The sequence below is a fragment of the Pseudoalteromonas sp. L21 genome (genome assembly GCF_021728035.1).
GTDB lineage: Bacteria > Pseudomonadota > Gammaproteobacteria > Enterobacterales > Alteromonadaceae > Pseudoalteromonas > Pseudoalteromonas arabiensis.
On the sequence record NZ_JAKKCV010000003.1, the window covers coordinates 289,506 to 312,155 of the forward strand.

At 40.5% G+C, this 22,650-nt stretch carries 15 protein-coding genes; 9 read left to right on the plus strand and 6 right to left on the minus strand.

Annotated elements, in window-relative coordinates; genetic code table 11:
• Positions 1-44 precede the first annotated feature (44 nt).
• Positions 45-1,760 (plus strand): lysophospholipid acyltransferase family protein, encoded by a 1,716-nt coding sequence (locus L3V41_RS10205; protein WP_193988572.1) that lies wholly within the window; start codon positions 45-47, stop codon positions 1,758-1,760.
• A gap of 75 nt (positions 1,761-1,835) precedes the next feature.
• Here L3V41_RS10205 and dapE read toward each other — a convergent pair whose 3' ends face one another.
• Both dapE and L3V41_RS10215 read right to left on the minus strand, forming a co-directional pair.
• Positions 1,836-3,002: a succinyl-diaminopimelate desuccinylase gene (gene dapE, locus L3V41_RS10210; RefSeq protein ID WP_237127658.1), complete on the minus strand. Its 1,167-nt coding sequence runs from the start codon at positions 3,000-3,002 to the stop codon at positions 1,836-1,838.
• Between the two features lie 70 nt (positions 3,003-3,072).
• Complete coding sequence (locus L3V41_RS10215) at positions 3,073-4,491, minus strand: MATE family efflux transporter (protein ID WP_237127659.1); 1,419 nt, start codon at positions 4,489-4,491, stop codon at positions 3,073-3,075.
• 232 nt (positions 4,492-4,723) lie between these two features.
• Here L3V41_RS10215 and L3V41_RS10220 point away from each other — a divergent pair, with 232 nt between their 5' ends.
• Positions 4,724-5,377: an OmpW family outer membrane protein gene (locus L3V41_RS10220; protein WP_062570503.1), complete on the plus strand. Its 654-nt coding sequence runs from the start codon at positions 4,724-4,726 to the stop codon at positions 5,375-5,377.
• A gap of 54 nt (positions 5,378-5,431) precedes the next feature.
• Here the strand turns inward: L3V41_RS10220 and L3V41_RS10225 are convergent, their stop codons facing one another.
• Positions 5,432-5,962, minus strand: a complete 531-nt coding sequence (locus tag L3V41_RS10225) for an acyl-CoA thioesterase (protein WP_062570502.1) — start codon at positions 5,960-5,962, stop codon at positions 5,432-5,434.
• A gap of 108 nt (positions 5,963-6,070) precedes the next feature.
• Here L3V41_RS10225 and L3V41_RS10230 point away from each other — a divergent pair, with 108 nt between their 5' ends.
• Positions 6,071-6,559 carry a hypothetical protein gene (locus tag L3V41_RS10230; protein WP_062570501.1) on the plus strand — a complete coding sequence of 163 codons (489 nt, stop codon included), beginning with the start codon at positions 6,071-6,073 and terminating at the stop codon, positions 6,557-6,559.
• 80 nt (positions 6,560-6,639) lie between these two features.
• Here L3V41_RS10230 and tyrR read toward each other — a convergent pair whose 3' ends face one another.
• The 3 genes from tyrR to bcsE all read right to left on the minus strand — a co-directional run bounded on the left by tyrR (position 6,640) and on the right by bcsE (position 11,678).
• The gene (gene tyrR / locus L3V41_RS10235) at positions 6,640-8,196 is read right to left on the minus strand and encodes a transcriptional regulator TyrR (protein ID WP_062570500.1); all 1,557 of its coding nucleotides are present in this window, start codon (positions 8,194-8,196) and stop codon (positions 6,640-6,642) included.
• Positions 8,197-8,299: 103 nt separating this feature from the next.
• Complete coding sequence (gene bcsG / locus L3V41_RS10240) at positions 8,300-9,883, minus strand: cellulose biosynthesis protein BcsG (RefSeq protein WP_237127660.1); 1,584 nt, start codon at positions 9,881-9,883, stop codon at positions 8,300-8,302.
• Positions 9,884-10,052: 169 nt separating this feature from the next.
• On the minus strand, positions 10,053-11,678 hold the full coding sequence (bcsE, locus tag L3V41_RS10245) for a cellulose biosynthesis protein BcsE (RefSeq protein WP_237127661.1): 1,626 nt from the start codon (positions 11,676-11,678) through the stop codon (positions 10,053-10,055).
• 121 nt (positions 11,679-11,799) lie between these two features.
• Between bcsE and bcsR the strand changes: the two genes are divergently transcribed.
• The 6 genes from bcsR to L3V41_RS10275 are packed head-to-tail and all read left to right on the plus strand — an operon-like array spanning position 11,800 to position 22,558.
• Positions 11,800-12,015 carry a BcsR/BcsP family cellulose biosynthesis protein gene (gene bcsR, locus L3V41_RS10250; protein WP_062570498.1) on the plus strand — a complete coding sequence of 72 codons (216 nt, stop codon included), beginning with the start codon at positions 11,800-11,802 and terminating at the stop codon, positions 12,013-12,015.
• 3 nt (positions 12,016-12,018) lie between these two features.
• Complete coding sequence (gene bcsQ, locus L3V41_RS10255) at positions 12,019-12,738, plus strand: cellulose biosynthesis protein BcsQ (protein ID WP_237127662.1); 720 nt, start codon at positions 12,019-12,021, stop codon at positions 12,736-12,738.
• Complete coding sequence (gene bcsA, locus L3V41_RS10260; protein ID WP_237127663.1) at positions 12,731-15,394, plus strand: UDP-forming cellulose synthase catalytic subunit; 2,664 nt, start codon at positions 12,731-12,733, stop codon at positions 15,392-15,394. Before bcsQ ends, bcsA begins: the two co-directional genes overlap by 8 nt.
• The gene (gene bcsB, locus L3V41_RS10265; RefSeq protein WP_237127664.1) at positions 15,391-17,640 is read left to right on the plus strand and encodes a cellulose biosynthesis cyclic di-GMP-binding regulatory protein BcsB; all 2,250 of its coding nucleotides are present in this window, start codon (positions 15,391-15,393) and stop codon (positions 17,638-17,640) included. The genes bcsA and bcsB overlap by 4 nt, the downstream gene beginning before the upstream one ends.
• Complete coding sequence (gene bcsZ / locus L3V41_RS10270; protein ID WP_237127665.1) at positions 17,640-18,755, plus strand: cellulose synthase complex periplasmic endoglucanase BcsZ; 1,116 nt, start codon at positions 17,640-17,642, stop codon at positions 18,753-18,755. Before bcsB ends, bcsZ begins: the two co-directional genes overlap by 1 nt.
• A complete protein-coding gene (locus L3V41_RS10275) occupies positions 18,746-22,558 on the plus strand; it encodes a cellulose synthase subunit BcsC-related outer membrane protein (RefSeq protein ID WP_237127666.1) in 3,813 nt (1,270 codons plus the stop codon). The genes bcsZ and L3V41_RS10275 overlap by 10 nt, the downstream gene beginning before the upstream one ends.
• Positions 22,559-22,650 lie beyond the last annotated feature (92 nt).

The window sequence follows — 22,650 nt, forward strand, 5'->3', positions numbered from 1 at the left end:
CTTACTCTAACCTCATCGCTGAATGCGTTTATGTTGAGGTTTGTATGATCAGTGTCGATAAAGTAATAGAAGCAAATTTACCACAGTTAGAAAATTCACCAAAAGTAAAAGGCTTAGTTAAAAAAGGCCTCGGTTACTTGCTACACGAGCAGGAATTTGTTGCCTTTGGTGATGCATACCCACATTTACAAGGGCTTGAATTTGTTGAGCAGGTTCTTGATGAGCTAGACTTTGACACACGCTACAAGCCAAAGCAAATAGAACACATTCCCAGTGAGGGTAACGTCGTTATTGTGGCAAATCACCCTATCGGCTCACTCGATGCATTAGCATTAGTTAAGGTTTTATCAAGCGTGCGACCAGATTTAAAAGTGGTTGCCAACCGCATGCTGATGTCTATCACCCCTATGCACTCTTTACTACTCCCTGTTGATAACCTTTCTGGCACCAGTAAAAAGAAAGAACTGGCTAATATCCAACAGCATTTAAAGTCGGATGGTGCGCTATTAATTTTCCCAGCAGGCGAAGTATCTCGCTTAAGCCCCACAGGAATTAAGGACTGTAAGTGGAACAGTGGCTTTTTACGCATGGCCAAAAAAGCCAACGCCCCTATTTTGCCGATTTACATTAAAGCGAAAAATAGTCCTTTGTTTTACGGCACTTCCATGATTTATAAACCGTTAGCGAGTTTGTTGTTAGTAAAAGAAATGTTCAAACAACGTCAAAAATCATTAGAGTTTGAAATTGGTGCTTCAATTCCACCTGAATCATATTTAATTGAAAATTTAAAAGATAAAGAAATCGCGCAGCTAATAAGAAAGCAATTATATCGACTTGTCACTAAAAAACCGCTGCCTTTGAAAACTCAAACACCTATAGCAAGCCCAGAAGCAACTAAAGATCTAAAAAAGGCCATCGAAGAGTGTGAATTATTGGGTGAAACATCAGATGGTATGAAAATTTACTTATATCAATACTGTGGTAGCTCGCCGATTTTCCGTGAGCTAGGACGACTGCGCGAAATTGCGTTTCGGGCAGTCGGGGAAGGCAGTGGTAAACGTCGAGATATAGATAAATACGACATGGATTATCAGCATCTTGTTTTATGGGATGCAAAGCAGCTTGAATTAGTGGGTGCATATAGACTCGCCTGTGCACAAGACATCATTGAGAAACATGGCCGCAAAGGTCTATACACTGACAGCCTATTTAACTACAGCGATGACATGGCACCTTATTTTGAAAAAGGCATTGAACTTGGCCGTAGCTTCGTGCAACCAAAGTACTGGGGTAGAAAGAGCCTTGATTATTTATGGTTCGGCATTGGTGCATTTGTGAATCGCTACCCACAATACCGTTATTTATTTGGTGCAGTGAGTGTGTCAAACGCACTCCCCGAGCAAGCAAAGTCGCTACTGGTTCATTATTACCAACATTATTATGGGGCAGAGCAACTATTGGCGATTCCTAATAATGAATTTCGTCATACCGAACAACAAAAAGAGCAATGTGCTCAGCTATTTATGGGTAATGATATTAAAGAGGACTTTGTTGAGTTAAAACATGTACTCGCCAATATTGGCGCCCAAGTCCCGACCTTGTTCAAACAATATACCGAGCTTTGTGAGCCAGGTGGTGTGCAGTTTTTAAGCTTTAGTATCGACCCTGAATTTAACAATTGTATTGATGGTTTAGTGCTTGTTGATTTAGATAAAGTTAAACCGAGTAAGGCCAAGCGATACTTAGGTCAGTCACGCTAAAAATAATTCCTACCATATTATAAAAACAAAGAAGTCGGCATTTATTGCCGGCTTCTTTGTTTTAAAAATGAGTCTTCAGCTAAAAATATTGCGAAGTGCTGCGTAATAAATTTTTTCAATACACAGTAAATCAGTGATGGGAACATGTTCATTGACTTGGTGGATCGTGTTGTTACAAACCCCACACTCTATAACTTGGGTGTGCTCATTGGCAAAAAATCGCCCATCCGAAGTCCCCCCACTGGTACTGAGTAATGGAAAGTTACCTGTCACTTCAAGCACAGCTTGTTCCAGTTTATTCAATAAACAATCTTGTGATTGATAAGCAGTGTAATAAGACTCACAAGGACGTTCCCATTGAATTTTTATCGTATCGGCAAGATCTGTAAGTGCAAATTGAATTTCTTTTTTCACATCAGTACTTTTATAGCCATGACTATAGCGTACATTAAAAGTCAACTCGCATCTGGCGGGAACTAAATTATCGACTACGTTCGCAATATTAATACCGGTGACTTGGAGAGTAGTCGCTGAGCTAGCTTCATCTTTGTGCCAGCATATTGCAGTTAATCGTTTGACGACTTCGGCGCTTAAGTGTGCAGCATTGACTGTATTATCCGGGTAAGCGACATGCCCTGCTTTACCTTGGATTGATAAACGTGCCGATAAAGCACCACGACGACCATTCTTAATCGTATCCCCAACATGAAGGTGGCTTGTTGGCTCACCCACTAAGCAACCATCGAGCACAATGCCTTGTTTTGCTAATCGCTCAGCGATAAGCAACGATCCATATTCAGCTTCCCCTTCTTCATCCGAAGTAATTAGCCAATAGAAAGTTCCTTGCTTATCCTCGCTTTGAGTAACAAGTTTTTCTGTAGCGCATAGCATAGCCGCCACACCGCCTTTCATATCAGCAGCGCCACGACCATACACAGCACCATCAACAACGTGACCAGAAAAAGGAGCAACTCGCCAATCCCCTTCGGCTGCGGGCACCACATCAATATGCCCAGAAAACGCCACCACAGGGCCGCTACCAAATGAAACTTTAGCAATTAAGTTAGTGACTTGGTTGAAAGTAAACACCTCACACTCGAACCCAAGTTGAGTCAGCTTTGTCGCAAGCCAATCAATCGCCCCCGCCTGTTGGGGAGTGACTGACTTAAATTGGATTAATGTTTGTAATGCTTTAACCACATCGCTGTGTGGCTGTAACTTTGGCGCGAGCTCTGTACTCATAATAACCCCAGCTTTTTCACTATGTAGGGTTATTACAACTCGAAATTATGACTGCTGTGTGAAGATTAAATTAATGATTTCCTTCTTCTATTAAGGTCTCTTGCGTCACTTTAGCAATATCTTTGTCTTCTTCCGTTAATTTTGTACGTTGCCAACGTCCTGTTAAGAACCATGCATAGGTTATGAGTGCCACAAGTACATTCGTTAGAGCAAACGAGTACCAGATCCCTTGCGGACCAAGCGCCGTATGTTTTGATAAAATATACGCAGCTGGGAACTGAATAACACACTGCGCTAACAAAGAAACGATCATTGCATTGAGCATATTTCCTGATGCTCTAAAGGTTGCAACAACACAAAGTTGCACACCGATCCCGCCCCAAGTTAAACACATTTTACGAATGAACTCAGCACCACCTTTAATGACAGACGGATCATCAGGAATGAAAAAGGCAACTAAATATTCAGCAAATAAATAAGCAATTCCTCCCACCAGCGACAACCCAGTTAAGCCCCATATACAAGCAAGTCGCGTTATTTGTGCTGCTCGCTTTGGATTTCCAGCTCCCATGTTTTGACCTACCAAAGTAGACACCGCCATCGACAACCCCATTGCAAGGATCATCACCATTTGCAAAATATTCGAACCTACCCCATAAGAGGCCAATGTGTAGGTGCCAAAGCTGGCAACCAAAAATGACATGATTATCAGCCCAAATGCCCGTGCTGATAACTCAACGGAGCCTGGTGCTCCTAACAAGAAGGCTTGTTTCATATATTGCCAGTCAGGCTTAAAGCTCGACAATTTTAATTGAATACCATGACGGCCCCGCAAAAAGACCCATACGCCAATTAGTGCCGCAAGACTCTGAGTAATAAGTGTTGCTAATGCAGCCCCCATCACCCCAAATCCTGAAAAACGGCCCCAGCCAAAAATCAACAATGGGTCAAGGGCAAAATTAAGTAATACAGTGCCACTAACAATAATAAGCGGAATTTTAGTTTGGCCAATTCCGCGCATTAACGCTTGAAACATTGCGTAAATGAATACAAAAACAACCCCTATAAAAGAGACATGCATAAACTTCAAAGCGTCACCATAAACAGCCTGTTCAACACCAAGTAAAACTAAAAAATATGGGGACAGAAAATAACCAATCAAACCTAACACTGTTGCAGTGACTGTGACCATCAACATTGTTTGTGCAGCAACGTGGTTCACCTTATCCTGTAAGCCTGCTCCCATATACTGAGCGGATAAAATAGCCCCTGCCATTGCAAGACCTGAACCGATGGCTATCACTAAAAATGTGACAGGCATGCTCACAGACACAGCAGCGACTTGATCGGCGCCAAGTCGGCCAACCCAAAAGGCATCAGTAAGCTGATAAGCAGATTGCAAAATATTGATTAAGATGATCGGGATACCCAATTTCAACAGTGCTTTTGCTATTGAACCATGAAGAAATAAATGTTGAGTATCTGTCATTAAACACACCTAAAATTTTAAAAGCAGCTTATTGTATCAGACCTGCCTGAGTTTAAAGTGAACTCGAGTCAACCTTTTTTCTATGTACCTAATTAAAAACTTAATCTAAATCAAAAAATAGCTTCACTTTATTCAAACATTTTTGAAACTTTGATCTAGAACAGGTTTTGTCTTAGCAAGCTCGGTAATAATAGCCTCAACCAAACAAGACAAGTAGTTCGTGGAGAACAGCATGAAAACTAAATTAAGCATTGCATTACTGACTTCATTATTAGCACTCTCTCCTGTTGCAAACGCAAATTTAAGCGTTAACGTGGGTGCGATTAATGTAAACCCAGATAACGACAGCTCAAAAATAAACGAAGCACCGACATTAGGTTTACGTGGCGATGATAATACACAATTAGGTCTTACCATCGACTATGCATTTGATGATAATTGGGTACTTGAATTAGTTGCTGCGACACCATTTAGTCACGACATCCAAGGTACTGGCGGTCTTGCTGGTAACAAAATTGCAGACATCAAGCAGCTACCACCTTCTTTAATTGCGCAGTACCACTTTTTAGACTCAACTTATAAGTTCCGCCCATTTATTGGCGTAGGTATTAACTATACGACTTTCTTTGATGAGCAACCATCAGCAGCTTTAAAAGCAACGCTAGGTACTGATGATGTTGAAGTGAAACTAGACGACTCATTTGGTTTTGCAGCGCAAGCGGGCTTCAACTACATGATGAACGAGAACTGGGGTCTACACGGCATGGTTGCATTAATTGATATTGATACAGATGCAACTGTTTACGCTAATGGCACAAAAGCACTTACATCAACTGTCGAAATCGACCCTGTTGTAGCTATGTTTGGCGTTAAATATAAATTCTAACTTCTTTCACTTAGTGAAAGCCCATACGCACAAAAAGGCCTTTACGGCCTTTTTTTATTTATTGGTTAATTTTTTCTGTTCTAGCATTTCTTTCCAGTGCATAACCTCGGCAGGCAAAATAGGTGCAACCCCTTTAAAGCCAGCAACTTCAAGCATTTCTTCAACACTGACAACACCTTTTTTTCGTTTAAAAACGCCGCGTACATAAGCAATTGCGTGCAAACCTCTATCCGAATGAAACTTTTGTTCAATATAAAAGTATTTGTGATCCCAGCCAACTAAGCGAGTACTTACAGTGTATTTTTGCATTGGCTTGATATCACGAATGTATGTGATAGCTGTGGCATTAACGATCGGGAACCAACGGCGTTTCATTATGTGTTTTAATAAACCCACACGCTCGGTCATCCAAGTGCGAGCTATATCCATCATTGCCAAATAACGTGAATTAGTTAGGTGAAAATTGATATCACAATCGCTCGGTAAGGCTTTGAAATCAATATCAATTGTATCGAGTAACTGTTGATAATCACGATTACGTTTAATTTTAAAAAATAATAAGATAAGTCGAAAGTAGAGATTCACGGTAAAGGTCTAACCAGTTGATAATAACCAAAGTGTATCACAGCATATTGCTAAGGCGAATATTCTGCTCTAATCTGTGCATAAATCAGTATAAAAAAGAATAATCTAATGAAATTGTTAAATTTAGTGTTCCTAATGGCGGCAAGCTTATTCTCTCACTCAGCTTTTGCAGATTTTAGCTACCAAGGGCAAGGCGCATTAAGCTATCCAACCGGCGTAGAAAAAGCGTTTGAATTTGGCTTTGCATGGCAACAAGATGCTGAAAAGTTCACTATTGGCAACAAAACTTATGATATGCCACTCCCTGAATCTTACTCGGTAGCGATTACATTAAGTAAAGATGAAAAACAGATATGGGTTCAAGAGTTTAATAACGGCTTTTTTGAAGGGTTTAATTGGCAAATTGGTGAACACATACTGACACTTAAAAAACGTGACTTTACTGATTCAGTGAAAGGAAACTATGTTATTAGTTTAGACAACCGCGATTATTTCTTCGCCCGTAATAACATCAGCATTGTCATTAAATTTGACGATAATGGCATCAGTAACCTTGTTCTTGATGGTGTAACCAAGGATATGGGCACAAAACAATAAGGCTTAAAAGCAAGCCGCAATAAATGCAGCTTGCTGATTGTCTCTATATACCAGTTTATTAGATAATATTGAAATTGGTATTAGACCTTTACGGTTTTACGATTTATACCGTAATCTCTTAGCTTATTAGCAACCGCAGTATGACTTAGACCTAAACGTTTAGCCAACTGTCGGGAGCTTGGATAAGCAGGGTACAATTTTCGCAATAATGTGGCCTCAAAGCGTTTAACCGCTTGATCTAACGTTCCTTCAAAGTCTGACTCCAAATAACCTAGATCATGAGTGAATGTAGGCAGCTGCAAATGCTCAATTCTAAGTTCGTTGTCATCTAACAACGAGACGGCACGGTAAATCGCATTTTCTAACTGACGCACATTGCCAGGCCATGGATAGTCTTGCAAAAAGCTTAAACAATCATCCGATAAAACAGGCACTGAGTGGCCATTCTGCTGTGCATATTTTTGGATAAAGTGCTCAGCCAATGGGCCTACATCCGCCTTTCTATCACGAAGTGGTGCTATCTCAAGGGTTAGCACATTGATTCGATAATAAAGATCTTCTCTAAATGTGCCCTCTTGCACCATGGCTGGTAAATCTTTTTGTGTCGCTGCAATAATACGCACGTTCACTTTTACTTCGTTTTCATCTCCAACCTTGCGAAAAGTACCGTCTTGTAAAAAGCGCAGTAATTTCGTTTGTAGTTGCGTCGACATCTCGCCAACTTCATCTAAGAATACCGTACCGCCATCAGCCTGCTCTAAAACACCACGTTTAGGGGCGGCATTTTCTTCATAGCCAGCGTAACCAAACAGCTCAGATTCAGCGACGTCATCCGGTAAAGATGCACACGATAAAGCAATAAAAGGTTTAACCGAGCGATTAGATGCATAGTGACAAGCACGTGCCAGCAACTCTTTACCAGTGCCTGTTTCACCGGTAATTAATATCGGCGCTTCAAGTTGTGCCATCTTGCGCGCTTCTCTAACCACACGACGCATAGCAGTACTAAAGTTATGAATAGTCGCGAAACTTTCTTGACCATAACGTCGAAACGCGCTCACTTGCTGGCCTAAGCGACTTTGTGATTTGATATTTATAACCGCACCGGCGAGTACATCTCCCTCAGCTCCTTGTGGAACAGAAATAGGTAGTATGTCAGCAATGAAATCTTCACCTGCCACTTCTACACGGGTTGTTTGGCCAAGTACTTCTTTGCCCTCAAGCCAACGCGTAAAGTTAAATCCTTTCAATAAATTATTGATGTTTGCGCCAATCACTTCATTTTCAGACAACTGTAAGTCGCGACACGCAGCATCATTACATAAACGCACCCACCCTTTCGCATCAATCGAAATGACGCCATCTGGCAGGGCTCTTAATAATGTATTTAGCTCATTATGCTCACGCTCAGAAGGTAAAAATGCGGTTGTTCGGACATCCTTCACACCATCAATTAATCGAATTGATGGCATAATCTTTTGAAATTGCTCAAACTCTATTGGCGGGAAACTGACATACATTCGGCAATTAACCGAATCTACTTCGATACCTTTTAAATCAACCTGATAACTAACCAAAATATTGAGAATCTCTTGGGCGATACCAATTCGGTCGGCACAGTGAATATCTAAACGCATACATCCTCAAAGAACGGGAACCTATAGTAAGCGAATAATACGCTAACTCCCCATGCGAGGGTAGTCTATTGTAAAGATTTTTGGACAAATATACCCAAACGCATTAGTTGTTTGGGTATTTAGTCCACTCAGCACCATCTAATTGTATGTAAGGTTGCCCTTTGATATACATCATTACTGTGTCTTGATTCTCTGCAACTTTGGCTGCGCTCGGTAGGCTGGCAATTAAACGTTGAACACTCACCACACCTGAAAAAACATCCCATTTCATTGCATTACTAATTAATTCAGACAACGCAAAGTAACTCACTGTTTTATCTACTTCATGTAATTCACTGTGCTTTATATCAGGGCCAATAAACTTAACAGCAGCCGGTACAGATACAATCGCTGGGCTGGGTATTTCTCGAAGCCCTGCAAACTGTAACTTATCTCCTTTTAGTGCCGCACCATGCTCTGGTACAACAACTAACATTACATTTCGACCTTCACGTTCAAGCCGTGAAATAAACTGTGCAATATCTGAGAACAACCTTTGCTGCCTAGCAGGATAACTTTCAAGACTATTCATGCGTGAACGTCCAGCTAACTGATTACCATCATGTAAACTAATCGAATTATAATAGAGTGCTCTTGGCTGCGACTGTTCTGCTGCTTGTTCATTTAACCAAGCAGACAAAACCTCACCATCAGAGTAAATAGGCTTACCATCAAACCCATACTGAGCGGGACTAAACTGACTAAAATCGAGTTTAGGAACTGAGACCCCCCCATACTGTCTAATTAAGCCAATAAAATCATCAAAATGACCATCGTGGTTTAAAGCGACAGAGGTCTTAAACCCTAACTCAGCGAGATTACTGAACAACTTACATTGTTTATCAACAGGTTCAAATAGCTCATCTTGGCTGGTTTGGCCACAACTGGCTCGTAAAAGCCGAATAGCAGCAGGGCCACTGTATGACGTAGCTGAATTGAAATCGTTGAACAATATATCAAAATCATTAAAGAGATTACGCGGCTCAACACCAATAGCATTTAAATCAGCCGTAGCGAGGGAGCATATATTAAGCACCACGACATCAAAAGGACGGCCATTGAAAGATGCTGGAAACTGAGTTTTTAACTGTGCTTGCTGCTGATAAAAAGCCTGTAATTGTTGATCTGGCGTTTCAACTATTGATGCATCTGATGCGGCTGTCTTTTCTCCAAGTAAAGGGGACTGGTTTTGTACAACTATCGGTGTACTTAAGCCTTCACTAGGCACTGACATACTCAGCCAATAAGCGTACGCAAACCCAAGCACAGACAAGCTCGTGTACCTGAGCCACTTAGCGCTATACCAGTACACTATACACAGCACAAATAATGCCAAAACTAGCTCAATATTGACCACCCGTGAGACTATTTCAAAAAAGTAACCTAAACTAAAATCTTGAACATTCCCAGCTTGCTTGGTTAATCGTGATATCGGGGGCAGCCATGAATCATGATAAAACAGCGCGATGCCCACGATAACACCTACAATGTGCTTAATACGCGTCAACCATTGCTGCTGAAAAGATACAGCCAAAAAAGCAAAGAAAGCTAAGTTAGCTAAAAAGTCAAATGAGATATCTGAACGACTATATAGAAAAAACTTTATAAGGAAATATAAGTTCCAAACACCTAAACCTGAGAGCCTCACTGGGTATCCTTTTTCTGCTTTTTGGGAGTATACGGGGTCAGTAGTACATGCCTGAATGTTAGTTTTCGATAAACATGCACTATTTTTTTTAGTAATACCTTGCCTACATTACTGAGTAAAACACCGAGTATTAGCGCGATTACAAAGGTAATTAAAAACTGGTTTAAGCTCATGTTTTATCACTTTTAAATTCAACTGAAACAGGTGTTGATAGCGGTCTAATGACTTTTTTAAATTCAGGGGTTTCAGTATTTAAATTAGTAATATCAGCTACTTTGGCATCAAAAATATAGCTAACATTTTCTTTCAATTGCTCTGTGTAGTCTGGTACTTCCTGTTGATTGTAGTCACGTTGAATTCGTCGACACTCTTGCTGTATGTAAAAATGATCAGCAATAATATTTTTCGATGTAAAGAAATCACTCACTTGTAATTTAAACAAGTGTTTAATTGCACTTTCGACATCATGCTCACGGCACGCATGCAAATATAAATAGATATAGCCATCGGCATAACTAAATAGATCCCCCTCTCGTTTTACGTGGAATAAATGCAAGGGGTGAATCGCTTCAATGCGCGGTAAAAGCTGCAACATGACCAACACCCCACTAACACCTAAGTTAGCTGCTGAGTCACTGTGTTTTGACACTTGCTCTGCAAAACGCAGAATAGGTAAATACCCTTTGCTTAATGCACTTTCACTATATTTTAATACATCATCAATTGAATCGGGTAAGGGCCTTGAGAATTGAAACCCCTGTATAGACTGAATTTGTGATAACAGTCTAGATGGCTCCGAAAAGCTATACAAAATCAGGTTTACACCCAAGGCTAAAAACAAACACTCATCTTGATGGCGAATAATGCCATCCACATTCTGAATAACTAATTTTAATTTACGCCCGCATTGTTTACGAAGCAAAAAACACTCTTGTGCTAAAGCAGATAAATCAGTGTAGCGTGTTACTGAAAAAACCAGCGTGGCAGCTTTTCGAGTCAGCGCTGTTTTATATAGTGTGTCGTTATCTTCAACAACTTTGTAAAGAGCAGGAAGCTTAGTGCCTTGTGGTACCGCACTTCGTACTACCCATACTTCATCTTCATCAAGCTCCTGGTGCATTGAACGCTTATCAGCGTGTGCATCTACATCACTCTCAAACACCGATAATTGCTTATTAAGCAACTGTAAATTAATACTTTTAGCTGCAATAACCCCTTCGCTGTGACTCCAAAAATCATATTCTAAGGTACGAATTGAGGCTTCTTGACTCATAAAAATCATGCCATCAAAAAGTGTATTCATACCCAAAAACTGTCGTCGCACACTACTTACATCAGCACCCGAAATTAAAAAGATGACAGTTGCACTTTGAGATATGGCCAGTTCACGATAACAACTTACCTTTTTTATTAACTGCGCTTCGTTGAGCATTGAAATTCGTTCACTATGTAAATGCACAATAACTGTACTACCTTTAAGTTCGTCATAGTGTTTTAGCTCATTAATCACCCGACGTGAAAAATGTAATTTTTTTGCTAGAATTGGATCATAGTGTAAACAAAATGGATATAAGCGACCCTGCTCAAATAACTGATAAAAAACATCACCTTGCTCACTATTAAAGAACATATCGACGTGTTCAGAAAGCAAGAATACAGAGCCTTTGTTATTAGCAAGAATATGCCTAGCTAACTCTAATAACTGATTGTCTAAAGGTGCCAGTAGTGCATAATTTGCACTGCTTTTTAACACCGAATAGGCTGTCATTAACCCTGTAATATTTAAATAAGGCACCAATAAACCCTTGAAAAAGATACTTTAGTACTAGTTTTGGCCGCTATTCTATATATAATGCAGCCCATGTCCACGCTTTATAAACACTTCAAATCTAGTTTTGTCGTAGCGGATACTTTAAATGAATGATTATGCAGTAAAAAAATCAACTATTTTAACTCAATATGACATTGACAATTTGCTCCATCAATTTGGTGGAAAAAACCAAACATATATAGAAATAGTTGATGTAGAAAAAAATCGCCAAACAATCGAAAAATATCCTTTAATTAAAGATATCGCTTTATCCGTTAAAGATACACAACAAGTTAAAAATATTAACAAAAGTACATACTAAATAATGAAAAGAGTTTTTGTAAAAGGTATTAAAGGTGGAACAGGTACAACATCCGTTGTCGCTAATCTTGCTTGCGCCTTAAGAAAATCTAACGAAAACGTATACGTTATTGACCTTGATCCCAAAGGCGATATTGGCTTGCATCTAGGTCTATCGTGGGAACACCAATTAGGGTGGAGTGATTATTCAAGCTTTCATGCTGCCAGCTGCCAATTCCATCAAGATGATGATGGTATTAAATTTTTACCTTATGGCAGTGCTAGCCTCAGTAATTTAAACTTTACCTCAATCATAGAAAGCTGCAAGCAATTAAAAGAATCTGAAAACGCCTGGTTTTTATTTGACTGCCCTGCTCATATTGATGTGGTTGATTACCCCACAACAAAAGAAGATATTTTCCTAGAAATTGTAAACTGCGATGCTATTTGTCACAGTTTTATCTATAAGCGCTTAAATGCACTTAAACACACTACTTCCCGTTGGCAACATTACTTTTTAATAAATCGATTTAACTCTGCCTCTGAGCTTGAATCTGATCTGCTGCAATTATGGCAGTCAGAACTTCCTTTACTCGCGCCATTGTATATCAACCAAGATGAAGTGATAAAAGAAGCAACAGCATTTCGTAATGTCGCCATTAATTGTGCTCCTTACAGTGTTGCCAATGACGACTTTGAAACATTAGCGGGCTGGTTGGTAAGTCGAGCGAGTAATAATGACTAATAAGGTTCGGGTAAGTAACACTGAGCGTATTATGAAATTATGCTTAGGACTTATTTTTACAAAGAGAATTGTTCGCTTTGTATTTTTTAAATTTCATGGTTATTTCAATCAACATAAGATGAGTTTGCTTGGGGCATTCATGATGCCCTTTATAGTGTTATTTTTATCCCTATTTTTTAGGCTTGATAAAAACTGTAAAAACAACATAAAAAAGACGATAAAATATTTCTATCCCCATGTTACACAGCCAATTTTAACGCCATCAAATTGCGTTAGAATCGTGCTACAAAGCTGTTACTTGGTTTTATTTAACACAACCACCACTTCTCAGGCCCACATTGCCCAAGAGCAGCGTAAAACATGGCGTAAGATAATACGCTCAGCACGTATCGTTCGCGTGATGGACAGCAAGCTAGTGCGCTTTTTTAGGCGAGCTTGGCTTATAACGAAGAAGCAGCAGAAATCAAAAGTGTATCAACAAATAAGCACTTCAAGTCTGTGGAAAAATAGCACCTTAAAAGTGACATTTTTCACACTTTTAATATTCGCTGTCGCCATTTTTGTCACTGTGCCTTTTAGTGTAGAAGCACAAGCCGTGTTTATTAGTCTTATTTTGTTGGTTGCCTACTCTTTGCGTCGTGTTGAAGGACAAATGGCAACAATTGCAATGATCACCCTGTCTGTCACCACCTCTACTCGCTATTTATGGTGGCGTTACACAGAAACACTCAACTGGGGAGATCCACTTGCATTAGCATTAGGGTTTGGACTTTTATTAGCAGAAACTTACGCTTGGCTGGTACTAATTTTAGGCTTCTTTCAAACAATTAACCCATTAAGTAGAAAACCAATTCCACTTAGTGAAGATACATCAACATGGCCAACTGTTGATATCTATATTCCAACCTACAATGAACCGTTGAATGTGGTTAAACCAACAACCATTGCTGCACAAAGTATTGACTGGCCGGCTGACAAACTTAACATCTATATTCTAGATGACGGTAAACGCCCCGAGTTTGCTGAGTTTGCAGAAAAAATTGGCGTTGGCTATTTAACTCGGCCAGATAATAATCACGCCAAAGCTGGCAATATGAACCATGCTATGCAAGTGACAAATGGCCAATATATCGCGATTTTTGATTGTGACCATATTCCTGCGCGGTCGTTTTTACAAATGACCATGGGGCAATTTATTAATGACAGCAAAGTGTGCTTAGTACAAACACCACACCACTTTTTTTCTGCGGATCCCTTTGAACGTAATTTAAAAAACCATCGTAAAATTCCTAACGAAAACATGCTATTTTATGGTCTGATCCAAGACGGTAATGACATGTGGGATGCCACCTTTTTCTGTGGTTCTTGTGCAGTATTAAAGCGCAGTGCCCTTGAAGAAATTGGCGGATTTGCGGTAGAAACTGTCACCGAAGATGCGCACACAGCACTGAGAATGCAGCGTGCCGGATATAAAACCACCTATATTAATATTCCACAAGCTGCCGGCCTTGCCACTGACAGTTTATCGGCTCATGTTGGTCAACGGATCCGTTGGGCTCGAGGGATGGCACAAATTTTTCGTTTAGATAATCCATTACTCGGCAAAGGCTTAAATATTGCCCAACGATTATGCTATCTCAATGCCATGCTGCACTTTTTATCGGGAATACCACGTATTGTATTTTTAACCGCACCTTTGGCGCTTATCTACCTGAACGCACAAATTATTTACGCTCCTTTTATCGCTATTTTCTTATATATTGTACCCACCTTGCTGCAAGTGAAAATAACCAATTCACGAGTTCAAGGGAAATACCGTTACTCATTCTGGGGGGAAGTATATGAATCAGTTTTAGCTTGGTACATTTTAAAGCCAACCACAGTTGCACTTATAAGCCCCAACAAAGGTAAGTTTAATGTTACTGAAAAAGGTGGATTAAATAGTACTGACCACTATGACTGGATGATTTCAAAGCCCTATATAATACTGTTATTAGTAAATGTTGTCGGTATGACGTATGGCATCATCAGATTATTATTCGGTGATACGTCTCATATAGGCGTATTGCTAATTAGTATGTTGTGGGCCAGCTACAATATAGTGATCTTAGGCGCAGCAGTCGCGGTAGCAGCCGAAGCAAAGCAAGTACGTAGCTCGCATAGAATAAAAGCTAACTTCCCTGCCGCAATTCGCCTTGCGAACGGACGCACCATCAAAGTTAAAATAACGGATTACTCAGACAATGGAGTCGGCTTAGAAACCGAACACAGTCACTTATGTCGAGTCAACGATAAAGTTGAACTCCTTATGAGTCGTGGCTTTAAGCAGTTTTCATTTGCGACCTACATCTGTAACACCCGTGATAAGCAAATCGGCTTAACTCTTAGAGATTTAAATTTAGAAAAACAAAAGGCATTTATTCAATGCACATTCTCACGCGCAGATGCTTGGCTTGATTGGCAAGAAAACTTTAAACACGATAAACCTTCATACAGTTTTTCGAAAGTGTTTTATACTAGCCTCAGAGGCTTTAAGAATTTGATTTTCCACGCACCAAGTGAGTTGAGACCCTTAATTAATTTTATAACGAAGGTACTACACTTTGTCGTGTCTTTATTACCTAAAAAACCAACAAAAGTATTTACACCATCATGATAAAACCACTACTAACACTATTACTCGCTGCAATATCACTGAGCCTGCCACACTGGGCTATGGGTGCTGAGCCGCTGTCTAATAAAGCTATTTTTGATGATGGTTACCCTGAACAAGCACCTGTAGAGAGCCTAACCTTAAGTTTTGAACGTTTAGGCTTAAAAAAGTTTAAGCTAGACGGTGTTAGCCAAAGCACTCGCATCGACTTTACAAACCGACTAGACAAGCTGGGTAAACAGTTGATGCTTAACTTTTCATACACGCCCTCCCCTTCATTGATTAGCCGCGTGTCACATTTAAAAGTTTTCTTCAATGAAAACCTCGTAACCGTATTACCCATTGATGATAAAACTAATCCAATTAAGGTAAAAACCGAACATAGCGTGCCGCTCAACCCAAAACTGATTAAAGATTTTAATCAAATTCGTTTTGAGCTAGTTGGTTACTATGACTTGGCATGTCAAGATGATTTCAGTAAAGCTATTTGGGCTGAATTAGATAAAAGCAGTTCCATCACACTGGGCCGCCAATCACTTGCACTCGAAAGCTTACTTGAATATTTTCCCGCACCTTTTTTTGATAAACGAGATTACACTCAGCTTAATTTACCCTTTATTTTTGCCTCCCAGCCAAATGAAGAGACGCTTGAGGCAGCCGTTGCACTTTCAAGCTTTTTTGGTGCCCAAGCCAAGTGGCGTTATGCTGGATTTCCAGTGCAAATAAATGCAACGCCTGTTGAGCACAGTGTAGTGTTTGCAACCAATACAAACAAACCAGACTTCTTATTAAATTACCCTAATGTTGAAAAACCAACGGTTGAGATTATCAGTAGTCCAACACATAGATACGCCAAAGTGTTACTAATTCTAGGCAAAGACGCTGCACAACTAAAGGAAGCTGTGGTCGGTTTAATGTTTGGCCACAAAGTGATGACAGGACGTAGTGCAACCATTGATGCCATTGATAGTTTACCGCTTCGAAAAGCATACGATGCGCCATTGTGGGTCCGTTCTGACCGTGCTGTTACATTTGATGAATTTATTGAATACCCGACACAGCTTCAATCAGCAGGTTATCGAGGTCAACCTGTTAATTTAGATCTTCGCTTTGCACCCGATTTATTCACGTGGCGTGAAAATGGCATCCCATTAACGTTAAATTACCGCAATACTCCTGTAGAACAAGGCATGCTGTCGCGTCTAAACATGCTTATCAATGGCAAATTTGTTGACGGTTTCACGCTTAATAATAAACACAATGAGAATGTAACCACACAGACTCTATTACCATTAATTTCAACAAGTACACCAAGTCAAACGCACCAAGACTTCGAATTAACGGGGCTTGATTTAACAACTAACAACCAACTGACTTATGACTTTAACTTTGCATTAGTTAAAACAGGAGAGTGTAGTGCGATTCCAGCAGGCGGTGAGTTCGGTGTTATTGATGGCAGCTCTAGCATTGATGTGAGTGGTTTTCATCATTACATTTCATTGCCTAATTTACGTGCTTTTGCCAATAGCGGTTTTCCTTATACCAAATACGCAGATCTTCATCAAAGCGTGTTAATAATGCAAAGCAACGCCCCTGTTGAGGCAATTAGCTTATTACTCAACTTTGCAGGCCGTTTGGGTGCAATGACAGGCTATCCAGCCCACCGTTTAGATATTCAATTTCCTAATTCAAAAAACGAACTTACCGATAAAGACATTATCATCATTGGCAAGCCTGATTCACTTTTAGCTGAGCTTTCACAGAACAGCTCTTTAAGTGCTGTGATCAATAACAATCAGCGTATTGTTAATCAAGCCATCTATAACGGTGCATATGACACTCAAAACTCTGAAAAAATTAAACTAAATATCAGTAGTCTAGGCCGCTTAGCAATAATTTCTGGTTTCCAATCTCCATTGGACTCAGAACGCTCAGTCGTCTCTATGATCGTCTCAGACAATAGTGCATATAGTTTATTGAGCGACGTACTTATGAACGCAGAGAAAACAGCTCAAATAATGGGTAGCTCAGCCATAATAAACCGTCAGGGAATCAAAACCATAAAAACTGATGAGCAATACTTTGTTGGCCATATCCCTATTCATACGCTGATTTGGTTTCACTTTTCTGATCAACCCATTTTACTCGCCATATTATCGATTATTACATTACTGCTGATTTCGTACATGTTGTGGCGACTACTTCTGTTACTGACACAAAAGCGTTTGTCTGAAGGAGATAAAGCATAATGAAATTTATGGCTTATTTAGCGATTAGTATCTTACTAATAAGTAAAGCTTTTGCAGCGCAAACGTGTGCAGCGTGGCCGCAATGGAATACGTTTAAAACACACTTTATTTCACCACAGGGGCGCGTTATTGATTTAGGCAGCCAGTTCGATATCACCACCTCTGAAGGTCAGTCATATGCGTTATTTTTTTCCTTAGTCGCCAATGATAAAAGCACCTTTGACTCACTGTTAGATTGGACAGAAATTCACCTCTCTGAAGGCGATCTAAGCACTCGTCTACCTGCATGGCAATGGGGGGTTGAAAAAGGGGAAGGCAAAATATTAGACTCTAACCCTGCCGCTGACTCCGATTTATGGATAGCTTACACCTTGTCGCAAGCCGCAAAACTATGGCAAGAAAGACGCTATGCAGTTTTAAGCTCAGTACTTGCGGAGCGAATTATTCGCGAAGAAACTGCCCGCATACCTAACTTAGGCTTAACACTTCTGCCAGGACCTAGTGGCTTTAAGAAGCAAGGTTCATGGAAATTAAACCCAAGCTATGCGCCGTTATTTATTTTAAAGCAGTTTGCTGAGCTTTATCCGCATTCACCTTGGCAACAGCTACATGATAACTCAGCTAAAATGCTGATTAATACAGCACCAAAAGGCTTTAGCCCCGACTGGGTCAATTACAGTGTTGAAAAAGGCTTTTACCATGACAAACGAAGCCCAGCTGTAGGCAGTTTCAATGCTATTCGTGTGTATCTTTGGGTAAGTATGATGGCCGATGATGCCACTTACAAAAAAGAACTTATCCAGCAATTCGCGCCTATGGCCGAATATATTATCGAATCGGGGAAAGTACCGTTAGAAGCAGATGCTCTTTCAGGGAAAACATCAGGCACAGGTCCGAGTGGTTTTACTGGGGCTTTACTCCCTATGCTCAAAACCATGCAAGCATCACAATTAATAACCACACTGCAACAACAATTAATGATGGATACCCGTTTCACAACAACTCGCTACTATGACAGTGTACTGTACTTGTTTGGCACCAGCAGTCTAAACGAACGCTTTAAGATTGATAAAGAAGGAAACTTGATAACGAATTGGAGCGCTGAATGCCAATAAAGTGGCTCTTTGCTGTCATTATCGCAAGCCCTAGTGTCTTTGCGCTTTCAAGTAACGATATTGATACTCAGTCGATTGATTGGTTAATTAGCCAAGTACAATTAGGCGAAATTGAGCAAGATACACAGCTGATGTCTGACAGCTTAGAAAAACTGTTAAGTATCGCCCCCCAAAACACCCAAGTTCAGTGTGCACAGGTGCGTGTTTTGTATGCACGAAAAGAAACTGAACGAGCACGTAACTTATTGGTAAAGCTAACTCAAAAAGCACCCCCTTGTGTGGAGAGCTTAACAATGCTGGAAAAAGTCAGTAATGAAGAAAAAGCAACGATTGCACAGGCCCGTTTACGCGCACGCGCAGGGCAATACAATGATGCTGTAAAAATTTACAATCGCTTGTTCAAATCAAACTACCCTAATATTGAGTTTGAACTTGAACATATAAACTGGCTTGCCCAAGACGAAAACCAATACCAACAGGCCTTACGAGGATACCACTCATTAATGAAACGCTACCCAAACAGCGGTCGTTTTGAGCTTGCTTATGCTCGTCATCTGTTAAAACAAAATCCTGCAAATAAAGAAGCACTGACACTTTTGAGCCATTATGCTCATAGTAATCAATACAGTGTTGAGGCTGAATTTACATGGTTAAATGCACTTCAAGATATGCCTCTGAACAAAAGTACCGAACATGCTTATGAACGATATTTTGCTGCTTACCCTAAAAGCAGCAAAGGGCACGTGCAATTTAGCGACTTTAAAAAAGCATATAAAGCTGAACGTGAAAAGCTGGCTGATCCTGCTTACCAGACATGGCTAAAAGGCAATGTAGAGCTTGAAAAACGCCGTTTTGTAAAAGCTGAAGCATTGTTCAATAAAGCCCTAAAAGGCCGACCCACTGATCCTGAAATATACAACAGCCTAGGACTACTTAATCTTAGACAAGGCAATAATGCTCAAGCCTATCATTTTTTTAAAAAAGCTGAAAAATACAGTATTGATACAAATCGCATCACAGTACTCAAAGGCCTAGCAAATACGGCGCGTTTTTGGCAATACATAGACGAAGCAAAATCAGCGATGTCTATGAAAGAGTTTAAACGTACAACATTAAAGCTCGATTTGGCTGATACCCTCAATGAGGATCCGAACACGGTCATGTTTTACCGTGCGCAACTTGCCGAAGCTACCGGCGATTACCAAACGGCCATGAAGCTGTACAAACATGTGCTAAAAAGTGATCCATTACAGCAATCAACCCTCAGAGCCATGCTTATTTTAAGCGCTGCAGATGGTAACTATGCACGTAGCCATCAATTTTATAATGGCTTAAGTAAACAGCAACAAGCGCTGATTGCCGCTGACTATACGCTCCTTGAAACCCAGCAACTACGGGCAAGTGCCGATGATTTAACAGCGAAAGGCAAGCTGGATGAAGCTGTAGATATGCTACTTATGGCAATAAAACAAAGCCCTCGCCAAAGCTGGTTATATTATGATCTCGCTAATTTATACCAACAACAGGGGTTGGTTGAGCACGCAAAAGCGCTCTATAAAAAAACCTTATGGCAATTTCCACTGGATGCAGAACTCAGATACAGTCACGCGTTATTTTTACGTTCGCTCAATGATTATCAAGGCGCGCTGGCGACACTGGATTACATTCCAACTAACGCACGCACAGATGAAATTAACGTTCTTGCTGAGCAACTGAGTATTAACACCAAGCTCGAGAAGCTTGCAGAAAATAATACTGCCACCAATAAAGCAACTATTATTTATAAACTCACAGAGTTAGAAGCCCAACCGTTAACACCATTAATGCAAGCAGAGCTTGCCACTCAATGGCTCCAAATTAATGAGCAACAATATGCAATGAGGCAACTTAAAAAAGCGCTTAAACGCGACTCTAGCCTCAGCCCATATTGGCATATGACGTATGCTGATCTGCTTATTAATAACGATGATCAAGCAGGTGTAGATACGTGGTTTAGTCATTACCAACTGCCCGGCAATGCAACAAACTCAGAACAATCGCAATGGCTTGCGCTACAAATAAACTACATTAATCGTTTTTACCAAGGCCAAACGCGAATAACAAAATTAACAGCGCTTGATAATCAGTACAGTGAAAATCCACAACTTAATGAAGCACTGATTAATGCCTATATAGAGCAAGGTGAAACTCGTTTCGCTATTTCTCGCTACCAGCAACACACCGCAATGGGACACACAGTCACCACCGATACTGCACTGACGATTGCAGCACTTAGCCGTGAGATGCAAAATAACACCTTGGCTGATCGTATTGTTGCAGAGCAAATCAACCAAGTAACGTATCAGGAAAGCTATCGACAACAGCAGCTAATGGCGGCACTTAGCCAATTTGAAGATCAAACAACGGCTCTTAACCTAGCCAAACAGTTGTTAGCAAAATCTAATAATAATCAAGAGCTTTACTATCAGGCAGCAGCTGTAGCAGAGACTAAGCAACAAACACAGCTTGCAAAAAACTGGTATCAAGCGGCAATCGCAGCAAACACCATCAATAGTCGTTTAGCTAATGAGCAGTATTACAGCCTGTATACACTTGATGATGACGCTCCATGGTATGTCAATAATGCGAAACGCCAATTACAGCGTATTGAACAACAAGAACAAGCGTATATTACAGCGGCAATAAACCTTAGCAGCCAAACTAGCACACAAAATGAGTCAACCTTAGGCGCGGGTGCAACGCCTATCGAGGCAGGCTTTCCTCTTTGGGGCGGTACAGGAATTATAAAATTGGGCCCGATGACAATATCGAGTCAAGAAACCCGTTTTGATGAAACCTTTGCGGGTAGCCGCTATGGTCAAGGGGCACTCTGTATCTTTGACTGTCCACTGTTAAGCATTGAACCCGAACAGCAAGGCATGGATATTGGCTTTGCTTGGCAGAACGAGCAATGGCGCTTTGATGTCGGCACGACTCCACTTGGCTTTCTAGTCGAAGATATCGTGTGGGGTGTGAGTTACAAAGGAAGCTTTGGCGATTTCGGTTATGGAGTCACCTTCAATAAACGCCCTATTACTAGCTCTGTTTTATCTTATGCAGGACTTGAAGATGTCTTTACTAATCAAGTGTGGGGCGGCGTTCGAGCAACACAATTGCAACTGAGCTTATCACATGATCTAGGACTAGATTGGGGCTTTTGGGGAAGCACCAACTACCAGCTTTTAACCGGTAAAAACGTCAAAGATAATCAAAGCTACAGTTTAATGGGTGGCAGTTACTATCGGTATATTCGACAAAGAAATAAAGAGCTGAGCATGGGTTTAAACCTATTACATTGGTCATATAAACACAATTTAAGTGAAGAAACCTGGGGACATGGTGGCTATTACAGCCCGCAAAGCTATTTAGGCGCTTCACTGCCAGTTATTTATGATCAACGCATTGGCCATAATTTTGTTTATCGTTTACGTGGCGGCGTATCTTGGTCAACTACAACCACCGATGAAATTGAATTTTTCCCTAATGATCCTGTTTTGCAAGCACAAGCTGAAGCACAAACAGCTATAACGGGGGTTGTACCTTATTTTGAAGAAGACACTAGTCGTGGTATTTCTTACAATCTAGGAGCCAGCTTTGAGTATCGTTTTACGCCACATTGGTTTTTTGGTGGCTATTTAAATCTTGATAGAGCTGATTTCTACGAACCAAATTATGCACAACTTTATTTTAGATACTACTTTAAGCCTGTTTATAGTGAGCTAATCTTCCCTGGAAAACCTGTCATACCTTATGCAAGCTACTAAATACAAGACCTCCGGCCTGTACCTACCGCAAGCACTTCCCCTGACTAGAAGGTCTATGTATACTGTAGCGCACTTGTAGCTAGGATAAGGGT

Coding starts and splice junctions, on each gene's coding strand:
- L3V41_RS10205 (WP_193988572.1), top strand. CDS start 45: ATGATCAGTGTCGATAAAGTAATAGAAGCAAATTTACCACAGTTAGAA.
- dapE (WP_237127658.1), bottom strand. CDS start 3,002: ATGAGTACAGAGCTCGCGCCAAAGTTACAGCCACACAGCGATGTGGTT.
- L3V41_RS10215 (WP_237127659.1), bottom strand. CDS start 4,491: ATGACAGATACTCAACATTTATTTCTTCATGGTTCAATAGCAAAAGCA.
- L3V41_RS10220 (WP_062570503.1), top strand. CDS start 4,724: ATGAAAACTAAATTAAGCATTGCATTACTGACTTCATTATTAGCACTC.
- L3V41_RS10230 (WP_062570501.1), top strand. CDS start 6,071: ATGAAATTGTTAAATTTAGTGTTCCTAATGGCGGCAAGCTTATTCTCT.
- tyrR (WP_062570500.1), bottom strand. CDS start 8,196: ATGCGTTTAGATATTCACTGTGCCGACCGAATTGGTATCGCCCAAGAG.
- bcsR (WP_062570498.1), top strand. CDS start 11,800: ATGAATGATTATGCAGTAAAAAAATCAACTATTTTAACTCAATATGAC.
- bcsQ (WP_237127662.1), top strand. CDS start 12,019: ATGAAAAGAGTTTTTGTAAAAGGTATTAAAGGTGGAACAGGTACAACA.
- bcsA (WP_237127663.1), top strand. CDS start 12,731: ATGACTAATAAGGTTCGGGTAAGTAACACTGAGCGTATTATGAAATTA.
- bcsB (WP_237127664.1), top strand. CDS start 15,391: ATGATAAAACCACTACTAACACTATTACTCGCTGCAATATCACTGAGC.
- bcsZ (WP_237127665.1), top strand. CDS start 17,640: ATGAAATTTATGGCTTATTTAGCGATTAGTATCTTACTAATAAGTAAA.
- L3V41_RS10275 (WP_237127666.1), top strand. CDS start 18,746: ATGCCAATAAAGTGGCTCTTTGCTGTCATTATCGCAAGCCCTAGTGTC.